10 protein-coding genes are annotated in these 10176 nt (G+C 51.6%); 6 read left to right on the top strand and 4 right to left on the bottom strand.

Going from position 1 to position 10176, the window contains the following annotated elements; translation table 11 throughout:
• Nucleotides 1-919 (top strand): hypothetical protein (locus tag JWR51_RS23825; RefSeq protein WP_299753618.1); only part of this gene is annotated, 919 nt, incomplete at its 5' end.
• Between the two features lie 76 nt (nucleotides 920-995).
• Nucleotides 996-1166 carry a hypothetical protein gene (locus tag JWR51_RS23820; protein ID WP_299753616.1) on the top strand — a complete coding sequence of 57 codons (171 nt, stop codon included), beginning with the start codon at nucleotides 996-998 and terminating at the stop codon, nucleotides 1164-1166.
• A 45-nt stretch (nucleotides 1167-1211) separates the two neighbouring features.
• Here the strand turns inward: JWR51_RS23820 and odhB are convergent, their stop codons facing one another.
• Nucleotides 1212-2474, bottom strand: a complete 1263-nt coding sequence (gene odhB, locus JWR51_RS23815) for a 2-oxoglutarate dehydrogenase complex dihydrolipoyllysine-residue succinyltransferase (RefSeq protein WP_299753614.1) — start codon at nucleotides 2472-2474, stop codon at nucleotides 1212-1214.
• 165 nt (nucleotides 2475-2639) lie between these two features.
• Between odhB and JWR51_RS23810 the strand changes: the two genes are divergently transcribed.
• Entirely contained in the window at nucleotides 2640-3134 is a 495-nt protein-coding gene (locus tag JWR51_RS23810; RefSeq protein ID WP_299753612.1) for a hypothetical protein, read from the top strand.
• 57 nt (nucleotides 3135-3191) lie between these two features.
• On the opposite strand, the gene JWR51_RS23805 is transcribed toward JWR51_RS23810, so the two are convergent.
• Entirely contained in the window at nucleotides 3192-4211 is a 1020-nt protein-coding gene (locus JWR51_RS23805; RefSeq protein WP_299753610.1) for a hypothetical protein, read from the bottom strand.
• A 90-nt stretch (nucleotides 4212-4301) separates the two neighbouring features.
• Here JWR51_RS23805 and JWR51_RS23800 point away from each other — a divergent pair, with 90 nt between their 5' ends.
• The gene (locus tag JWR51_RS23800) at nucleotides 4302-4997 is read left to right on the top strand and encodes an FkbM family methyltransferase (protein WP_299753608.1); all 696 of its coding nucleotides are present in this window, start codon (nucleotides 4302-4304) and stop codon (nucleotides 4995-4997) included.
• A gap of 10 nt (nucleotides 4998-5007) precedes the next feature.
• Here the strand turns inward: JWR51_RS23800 and JWR51_RS23795 are convergent, their stop codons facing one another.
• Nucleotides 5008-5691 carry a hypothetical protein gene (locus JWR51_RS23795; protein ID WP_299753606.1) on the bottom strand — a complete coding sequence of 228 codons (684 nt, stop codon included), beginning with the start codon at nucleotides 5689-5691 and terminating at the stop codon, nucleotides 5008-5010.
• A gap of 102 nt (nucleotides 5692-5793) precedes the next feature.
• Between JWR51_RS23795 and JWR51_RS23790 the strand changes: the two genes are divergently transcribed.
• Complete coding sequence (locus JWR51_RS23790) at nucleotides 5794-6090, top strand: hypothetical protein (RefSeq protein WP_299753604.1); 297 nt, start codon at nucleotides 5794-5796, stop codon at nucleotides 6088-6090.
• Nucleotides 6091-6480: 390 nt separating this feature from the next.
• On the opposite strand, the gene JWR51_RS23785 is transcribed toward JWR51_RS23790, so the two are convergent.
• Nucleotides 6481-9369 (bottom strand): 2-oxoglutarate dehydrogenase E1 component, encoded by a 2889-nt coding sequence (locus tag JWR51_RS23785; protein ID WP_299753602.1) that lies wholly within the window; start codon nucleotides 9367-9369, stop codon nucleotides 6481-6483.
• A 203-nt stretch (nucleotides 9370-9572) separates the two neighbouring features.
• Between JWR51_RS23785 and JWR51_RS23780 the strand changes: the two genes are divergently transcribed.
• On the top strand, nucleotides 9573-10176 hold a 604-nt coding region (locus JWR51_RS23780; protein WP_299753600.1), incomplete at its 3' end, for a prepilin-type N-terminal cleavage/methylation domain-containing protein.

The following is a 10176-nucleotide window of genomic DNA, read 5'->3' as shown; positions in this document are numbered from 1 at the left end:
ACGCGCCGTTGATGTGGTCAACACTTCGGTCCACCCCACCAATAAAGTAGCGGCGACGCTTTTTACCGAAATTTTCAGTGTCTCGAAAACCAATTACTGGCCAGGCGTGATCGAGCAGGCCTTCGGTCAGGATATTGATATTGGCAGCAGCAGCGGCACAATCCACGCGGAAGTCGCCTGTATCCTCGCTTCGCCTGAAACAGAGGGCGCAAGTTTATGCGTCACTGACCCCTTCTGTCCCAACTGCGCCAAGAATATTGCAGAAGCCGGCATCAAAACGATCTATATCGACCATAAGGGCTTTGATAAGGATTTCGCGGCACGGCGAGGCGATCATTTCAAAAACATGTCGCTACAGATCTGCGCGCGCGCAGGCATCAGTGTTTATGAACTCAACCGCAAGGAACAGGCGATCACGCCCATTGCTGAAATTCCCGATGACTATAAACCCTTCAATGACGCGCCCATCGTGGTTGGCGCTTTGAAATCGGCAACCCGGGCCGATTTTCTCGATGTCATTTCTGATTCACGCGCCAATCTGGCGGGCGAGCGTTTTGCTGTCGCATTGGCGTTTGATCCTAATGGCAAAGTCTTCAGCATCTGCGCCAAGCCGCATCTGGCGGTGGGTTACACGCGCCGCATCGATGCCCCGGAATTCAACGATCCGCATGGAAAATATACTTTTATCCTTGAACCGGTGAACCGCCTTCTAATGAATGCTGCGCGGCTGGGTTTGAAAATTCATGCCGAGTATCTGTATTCATCGCTGGTGCCGACATCGCGCGAACTGGTGAATATCGTGGGCGCTGGTCTCAACAAGCTGCATCTGGGCGACCCGGCGACAGCCCGTGATCTAGAGGCTTTAAACGCCATCCGGCAGCTGGATGAGGCTAAAATTCTATTGACTTCAATGGTTTAGATTGTTGCAAATTTTGCATTGTGGAAACTATGAGCCTGTGGTTATGTAAGCTACGTTTTCATAAAGGAGAATTAATATGAAACTTAAAGAAGTGTGGGCTAACGTCGTAAATTATTTTGATCTGCAAAGAGATAATCGAAACAAACCTGCAACCGAGCCAAAACCTGCCGTGCCGCCACGTCCGGGAGTTTTTGGAAAAGTTGTCGACTATTTCGATCTGCAAAAAAATAACAGACAGCCAAAATAATCAAACCAAATAAAAACCCCGCATTTCGCGGGGTTTTTTAATTCTTTAAATATCCAAAATCAAACGCTGCGGATCTTCAATCGCTTCCTTGATCTTGACCAGGAAGGTCACAGCCTCACGGCCATCAACAATGCGGTGATCGTAGGACAGGGCCAGATACATCATCGGGCGGGCGGCAATTGAACCGTCCGGCATGACAATCGGGCGTTGCTGGATCTTGTGCATGCCGAGGATACCGGATTGCGGTGTGTTCAGGATCGGGGTCGACATCAGCGAACCGAAGACGCCGCCATTGGTGATGGTGAAGGTGCCGCCCATCATTTCGTCGATGCTGAGTTTACCGTCGCGGGCGCGGGTGCCTTTGTCGGCAATGTCTTTTTCAATTGCGGCCATCGATTTGGTATCGCAATCCTTGACCACCGGCACCACCAGCCCTTGCGGGGTGGAAACGGCAACGCCGAGATCGTAGTAGTTTTTGTAAATAATATCGTCGCCGTTGATTTCACCGTTCACAGCCGGAAGATCTTTCAGCGCAACTACAGCAGCTTTGACGAAGAAAGACATGAAGCCCATCTTGACGCCGTGTTTCTTTTCAAAGCTGTCCTTGTATTTATTGCGTAGTTCCATCACCGCCGTCATATCGACTTCGTTGAAGGTGGTGAGCATCGCCGCTGTGTTTTGCGCCTCTTTCAAACGAACGGCGATACGCTGACGCAGACGCGTCATTTTCACGCGCTCTTCACGCGGGCCGGTTTCACGCGGCGCGGATGGTGTGGCAACCGACGTTGCTGGTGTCGGCGCGCTTGCGCCGCGCACGACATCCTCCTTGGTCAGGCGACCATCTTTGCCCGAGCCTTGCATGCCAGAAACATCGACATTGCCATCGGTAACCATTTTGCGTACCGCCGGACCTGAATTTTCAAGGGCGGCTGTTCCCTGCAATGCTGCCGGGTCTGTATTTTTACTGACCGGCGCAATCGAGGCGGAATCTGCTTTCGGCGCGGATGGAGTCATGTTGGCCGGGACAGTTGCCGGAGCTGGCGCTGCTACAGGCTTGGCATCATTTGCTGCATTACCTGCGCCAATTTCACCGAGGATGGTGCCAACTTTTACATTCTCGCCCTGTTTGACGCTGATCGAGACCAGAGTGCCTGCGGCCGGAGCGTTGACTTCAAGAGTGACTTTGTCGGTTTCCAGCTCAAGGATCGGCTCATCGGCTCTGACCGCATCGCCCTCCTTCTTCAGCCACTGCGCAACAGTAGCTTCGGAAACGGATTCACCAAGGGTGGGAACAACGATCTGGGCCATTTAAAAATCCTGCAAGAAGATGAGGGGTTATACGCGGCTAATGTGGCTTTTTCTGCCGCTTTGGTCAATGGCCAGCCCCTAGAAAACTGGGGGATTCCAGCTTAAATTGACAGAATTACACTATGGGCTATAAACACTTAAAATCAGAACAGACAGGGGGCTAGCATGCAACACGAGTTGCGCTATTATTTTTCCAAAGTCGCCACGGCGCTAGGCTGGGGTCGCAATTCATACAATGACATCCACGAGAAGCGTGCCCATCCCACCGTGGCAATGATGATGATGCTTGAATTCGAACTCAGTCGCCATAATTGCAGACTGGTTCCCGAGACATCGCGGATTCCCGATAATACCGGCCATCTTACTTTTGAGATTTTTCACCGCGATCTTCCCCAGACCAAATATGCCTTCAGCATGCATACTGAATGGAACCTGATGCTGGAAGCCACCGGCCACAGCGCCGCATTCCGGATCGAATCTCTTTCCAACAGAGACAGGGGGATTTTCTGTTACTGCGAAATGCGTAATCCCGAAGAAGGTGATCGGTATCGCGAACGCATCCGCAAGGATATTGGCCGTATCGCCCGCTTTCTTACTGCCGAAGCCGTTTTGAAAGGCAGTTATCCGCAATACGGGAAGCGCCACAGTCCGTGGCTTTGATTTTATAATGAGATTTCGTGTAAGTTGAATAATATTGGTTACAAACGGCCTTGCCTGCTACAGCGCTAAAGCAAGGCGTCTTTCGTCGCGCATTTTGGCTTCGGCAAGAATTTGTCCTTCAAAATAGGGCGCAACACAGGCCGCATCTTTCAGACTGATATTGAGGAAATAAGCACCGCCTTGCTTGTTAAAGCTTAACTTGGGCAGGCCCAGAACGAGATACTCACCGCGGGACGGGAAGGCATCCGCTGCATCAGGGCTATCCATATAGACGCGCGGAATAATAAAACTTGCGCCCTTCTCGGTGCGTTCAAAGAAAACTTTCGCGGACTCAGCATAATTGCCATCGGCTGGTTGATAAAGACCCACCTTCAACATAACCGGATGGGACGCACCGTTACGCAGACGATGGACAAGGTTGCGCAAACGGTTTTCACCGAGGATGGCGAACCTGTTCCACGGCACAGCCACATTATTGACAACCAGAGAGTCCTTCAGACGCTCCAGTTCACCACGGCGCATAACATTCACAATATCATTCACGTTACGAACAACGAGGCTTTCGCGGTACACATTGATCGTTTTGGTTTGTCCCTGGCCCAGATCAATTATTTTTTCCACAGGTTTAAGACGGTCATCATTGGCAACAACTTTGCCCCCTTTGCCGCGCTCATAAACAGGTTTGCCATGATTCAGCGGAGCATTAAAATCTGCGTTCAGATGAATACGGAAGCCGATCGAGGTATCGATTTCACTATCTGAATGCTGATGATTAAGCTTGGGAAGATCGCAATTTTTTTCATGTTCCTGCTTCGGCGCTGTTTTGAAATGCGGACGTGAACCGCGAAGATTGGCACCGCCACTATTGACCCCTGCACCCTTGTTGAAATCGACGCGGACGCTGCAATGAGAACAGACCAGTTTCTTATAGTGCGTGTCCTTATCATAGGCGACACGGCCCGGACGCAGATACTCGCCCTCCAGGGCTGGCTGAACAAAAGTAACCCTGCCCTCCTCGCCAATAAAACGGGCTTCGGAGATATGAAGGGTATCAATATTGTGCAATTTTTTAGCCATGGCGCATACACTTATGTTAACTGCTGTAATTTGTCAAACTTTACCAATAGCCGGATTTGAGTTTTGCAGGCTTTGGCTTTAAAAGACCCCATGCTTAAAACACTCCGCCGCAACTTCAAAAATTTTAAACGCGAAATTCGTCATCGCCGCAAAATCCTTAATGAGGCGCAGGCGATTGCGCGCGCGGCGTCCGGCCATAGCGGGCCGAAAATTTTCATCGATTGCGGCTTTAACCAGTGCAAGGTAATGGAGCTGTTCGCGGGGGCCTTGCCTGATTTTACCTTCTATGGATTTGAAGCCAATTCGATTTTCAAGCCGCAGGCCGACAACGTCAAACGCCGCCATAAGAATGTGCGCGATATGCATTTTGCGGCGGTCTCGACGCAGGACGGTGAAACATCGTTCTTCCTTGCCGGCGCCGAGACCGGGCCACATATCCAGGAAGGCTCAACGATGGTGATGAATAAAGACGCACACCAGACAGATTTTACCAAACCGACAATCGTACCAACGATTGATTTTTCCAAGTGGCTGAAAAATCTGGCAGGCAGTTTACCGGCGGGACAGACACCGTTCGTTGCCATCAAGATGGATATTGAGGGTGCCGAATATGATGTGCTGGAAGATATGGTGGCGCGCGGAACGATTGGCGAAATTGATTACCTGATGATCGAATTCCACAGTTATTCTTTCAAGGGGGATGAGAAGACCGCCTATCAGAACCGCGAGCATTCCCTGCTCGATCATCTGCGCGCGCGTGAACTTGTTTTATCGCAGTGGTTCTAGCGTTTAAATATCAATAAAAATTCATGTCATTATAAGCGCAGTTGAATCCCGTCTGCTGTTCGGCCGGGCAGACACGGGCCGTCGAAACCGCTTCTGCAAAGGCACCCGCGACATTATGCGGCAGAATGCCGATCCAGATACAAAACGGGGAAAGTATTGTGCCGACGGCAAAGCCTACCGTTCCCGCTGAAAGCTTCAGCATTTTCTGGCGCAGGGCAATCGCCGGTGCTGCGGCGGATTCGGCAATTTTTTCCGGGAAGCGGATATCCTTCTTTAAAAGGTTTTCTGTAAAGATATCCCGCATCAATGAAAAGTAATTTTCGCGCCATCCGTCGGGAATGGTTTTATCCAGGTCGTAAACATGAAACAGTTTTTGATCCTTATAACCAAATATATCCCCCAGCGTTTGAGGATGCGGCCCTGCAAAGGCCGGACGATCCCCGAGGACGGTGAAAACCCTCAACGCGCTGTCCTGCAAAACAGATTTGATTGTCGCTACCGAGGCTTCCGGGAAACCGGCCTTCGTCAATTCGCGTTCGATCAGGCGCGCCGTATATCTGATGCCCACTTTGTTGATACTGCGTGTCGTCAGGTCATCCGCCTTCTCAAATTGCCGCCCCAGCCATGAGACAGTCGGACGGTCAGGATCGCCAAAAACGATTGAGGTAATAAGTTTTGCTTTATCAGGCCGCATAGTGAATTCCTTTTTATAATGTATAACGCTATTAAATAATAAGCCCCCTGTAAACAAATAAAATAATTTGACATTATGGGTTTTTATTCCTATAATAAAGCCATGAAAACCGAACACGAAACGCCCGCGGACGCGTCCGCTCTTCCCTCCCTCAACGATTTGCAAGACCGCATGCTCTGCCATGCCGACCGGCTTGAAAAGCTGTTCGGCAAATATGTCGAGCAAGGCGATACCTATGGACGGGATTATCACGCGATGGCGCTCAAAGCGCATTCGCAATTCCGCCTTTCGCTCGAACACCTGCAAAGAATTGAAACCCTCAAAAAAATCCAGGCGGCCCAGGAACAGCAGTGGAAAGTAGCCGAAGCGACGACCAAACTAATGAAGGCGTATGAATAATGGCCCCCAGCCCGCAAAATTCCGGATGGAATGCGGAACGCCGCGCCCGGCAGGCGGCGATGATGCGGGTGCGGAGGCCATGGCTGAAATCCACCGGCCCGCGCAGTGTCGCCGGAAAAGCACGCTCCTGTATGAACGGTTTCAAACACGGCGGTCGCAGCGCCGAAATGAAGGCGGCGCGTCAGTTCCTCCGTGACAGCCGGATGTTTTTACGGATTACGGGGGAGCAGATCAGGCTAGATTCCCTCACTCATCGTCATTCCGGCGAAAGCCGGGTCCCATCTTCCATCAATACCCATACAAACCGGGGCTCTTCTTTCGCAAGAAAAACCCCGATTCAAAACACATTTAATATACTGCGTCCCGGCTACAGCCGGAATGGCGCAGGCATCAGACCTTCAGCGCCTCATCCACCAGTTTCGCCTGCTCCGCCGCATGGCGTTTGGCGAGACCCGTTGCCGGGGCTGCAGCTGCAACACGTCCGACATATTTGGGACGGGCTGCTTTGTGTTTCAAGCCGGTCAGTACGTCTTCGATCAGACGATCGACAAAGAGCCACGCGCCCTGGTTATAGGGTTCCTCCTGGCACCAGATCACTTCCGCGTTCGGATATTGCGCCAGCTCGGCGGCGAGGGCTTTGGCCGGGAATGGATAGATCTGCTCCAGACGCAGGATCATCACATCATTCAGGCCCGCCTTTTCACGTGCCTCGAACAAATCGTAATAGACTTTGCCCGAACAGATAACGACGCGTTTGATATCCTTGCCTGATTTCAGTTTGTCTTTTGCATCATCCCACAGCACACGGTGGAAGGTCGATTGACCGGTCATCATATTCAGAGGGGACACCGCCAGCTTATGACGCAGCAATGATTTCGGCGTCATAATCGCAAGAGGTTTCCTAAAGTCGCGGTGCATCTGGCGGCGCAGAGCATGGAAGTAGTTGGCCGGGGTGGTGATATTGCATACCTGCCAGTTATCTTCAGCCGAAAGTTGCAGAAAGCGTTCGAGGCGCGCGGAGGAATGCTCCGGCCCCTGCCCCTCCCAACCGTGGGGCAGCAGCATGACAAGGCCCGACATGCGCAGCCATTTTGTTTCAGCGGAGGCAATGAACTGGTCGAATACGACCTGCGCACCGTTGGCAAAATCACCGAATTGCGCTTCCCACATGACGAGGGTTTTTGGATCGGAGAGCGTGTAGCCGTATTCAAACGCGAGAACAGCCTCTTCCGACAATGGGGAGTCGTGGATTTCCACGAGAGCCTGACCATCTTCGATGTGCTGCAGCGGCAGATATTTTGTTTCGGTCTCCTGATCATAAACGATCGCGTGACGTTGCGAGAAGGTGCCGCGGCCAACATCCTGACCTGAGAGGCGGATCGGGAAACCCTCAACCGAGAGCGAACCGAAAGCAAGGGCTTCAGCAGTTGCCCAGTCGAAACCCTGACCGGTTGCGAACATATCGGCTTTGGCTTCCATCTGGCGTGCAATTTTCGGGTTCAGGTTGAAACCGTCCGGCACTTCGGTGATGGAAGCGCCAATCTGTTGCGCGGTCGCTTCAGTAATGGCGGTGAGGCCGCGACGTTCATCGCCATAGGCGATTTTCATGCCGGTCCATGCGCCTTCCAGCATATCGGCCTTGTTAGGCTTGTAGCTCTTGGTCGCTTCAAACGCGGTTTCAAGATAGCTGACGAATTCGTCCTGAATAGCCTGCGCCTCATCTTCACTCAGCGTTTTCTCGGCGATCAGGCGCTTGGCGTAGATGGCGCGGGTCGATTCATGGTTGCGAATGGTTTTATACATTTGCGGCTGGGTGAAGGCTGGCTCATCACCTTCGTTGTGACCATTGCGGCGATAACAGATCAGATCGATAAAGACGTCCTTGCCGAATTCCTGACGGTATTCGATTGCAATGCGGGAAACGCGGATAACCGCTTCCGGATCATCGCCGTTGACGTGAAAAATGGGCGCGTCGACCATTTTCGCAATATCTGTGCAATAAGGGCCGGAACGGCTGAATTGCGGACGCGTCGTGAAACCAATCTGGTTGTTGATGACGATATGCATCGTGCCGCCGACTTTATACCCCTGCAGGTTCGACATCATCAATGTTTCAGGCACAACACCCTGACCGGCGACAGCAGCATCACCGTGCAGCAGGATCGGCATGACCTTGATGCGCTTTTCATCGCGGCGCTGCTCCTGTTTGGCGCGAACCTTGCCAACCACGACCGGATTGACGATTTCAAGGTGTGACGGGTTCGGGGTTAAGGACAAATGAACCACTTTGTTATCAAAGACGCGGTCGGTGGAGGTGCCGAGGTGATATTTCACATCGCCTGAACCCTGAACGTCATCCGGATTAGGCGGGTTACCCTGGAACTCCGAGAACAGCGCCGTGAATGGTTTGCCAAGAACATTGGTAAGAACGTTGAGGCGGCCACGGTGCGCCATGCCGAAGATGACCTCTTCGAGACCGAGTTGCGCGCCGTGCGAAATGATTTCTTCAATCGAGGGGATCAACGCTTCACCGCCATCGAGACCGAAACGCTTGGTGCCGGTGTATTTGACGTTGAGGAATTTCTCGAATGATTCAGCCGCGGTTAAACGCTGCAGGATCGAGCGTTTTGCGGTAACGCCAAGATCGGCTGCAGCAGCTTCGATCCTGCCTTGAATCCACGCTTTCTCCGTCGGGTTAGAGATGTGCAAATATTCATAGCCGATAGAATCGCAATAGGTCTGACGCAGTGTCTGGATGATGGTGCGCAGGGTTGCGGTTTCCAGACCAAGAACACCGTTGATATAAATCGCGCGGTCGAAATCGCCGTCACTGAAACCGTAATGTCCGGGATCAAGCTCCGGATGCTGGCCGCGCTCTGTCATTTGCAGCGGGTCGAGCGAGGCAAGCAGATGCCCACGCTCACGGTATGCTTCAATCAGTTGCAGGGCGCGCACGGAGTCGAGCGCCGCGTTCCGAATGTCTTTATCACTGATTCCTGCCGACGGCCCCTTGGCCGGTTTTGCGTCCTTGGCAGTATTATCGACCAGATCGAAACCATCAACCGCGCGGTAGGCAGCGTTCTGGTTCGCCGGGGTCCAGCTTGCGCCTGCGATATCTTGCAGCAGCGCAAGTTCGTTATCCTTCAACTCGTCAAAAAACGCCTGCCAGCTTGGGTCGACACTGCCTTTATTTTGCAGATAGCGGGTGTAGAGATGGGCAATGTAATCGGCATTGGTGCCAGTCAGGAGGGATTGAAGATTAATGGCGGAAACGGGCATAATTCCAGACCTTTGCGCGGGTTATGAGATAACATTATGAAAAGATTAACCTTTCAAGCCGGACTATATCATGTCAGATAGTTCTGAAAAGACCCTTAATCACTGGAATACCTGCATAATTCCCAAAAAATAAAGCTAATTTTTATCTTTCTGAGGTACCATTACACTGTACCATTCTGCATTTTTTGGGGCATTGGCGTTATATGGGTGTGTTTTTTCGGCAAAATTCGAAACAAAGCGGGCAGCAAGGTTTTACGCTGGTTGAAGTTTGTATCGGGCTGATCATAATCAGCATGCTGGCCATTCCATATATGCAGATGTACCAACGCTATCAGCTTAAAACGATAAATGAAGAAACAGCAAATAATATGGGTGCCGTTAAGTCTGCGCTTGCCAAATACGCGACAAGATATGGGCGATATCCCCTACCAGCAAACCCCAGCCTAGCGGCGGGCTCTGCAGCAGATGGTGTAGAGGTTGCCGTTGGTACTGTAGGGACATGCACTGTGGCGAGCATCAATGTCTGCCGCGCAACTACTCCAACATGGGGGGTGGCAGGGCATAAAACTGTACTTATAGGCACTGTCCCCTATGCCACCCTGGGGCTTCCCATTAAAAATTCCTATGATGGTTATAAGAGCAGGTTTAAATATGCCATTACCGAATTTATGACCACGACACCTTATACATTTAATAATGATGATGGAATCATTATGGTTGTAGATAAAAACGGTAATGATACGGATACATTGGCAACCCCTGTCTGGAGCCAGTGTGCTGTTGAAAATGGCACCTGCAGCTTCACAG

This window comes from Devosia sp. (genome assembly GCF_028290625.1).
GTDB lineage: Bacteria > Pseudomonadota > Alphaproteobacteria > Rhizobiales > Devosiaceae > Devosia.
Note: the sequence above shows the minus strand (reverse complement) of the source record. Positions and strands in the feature narration are given on the sequence as shown.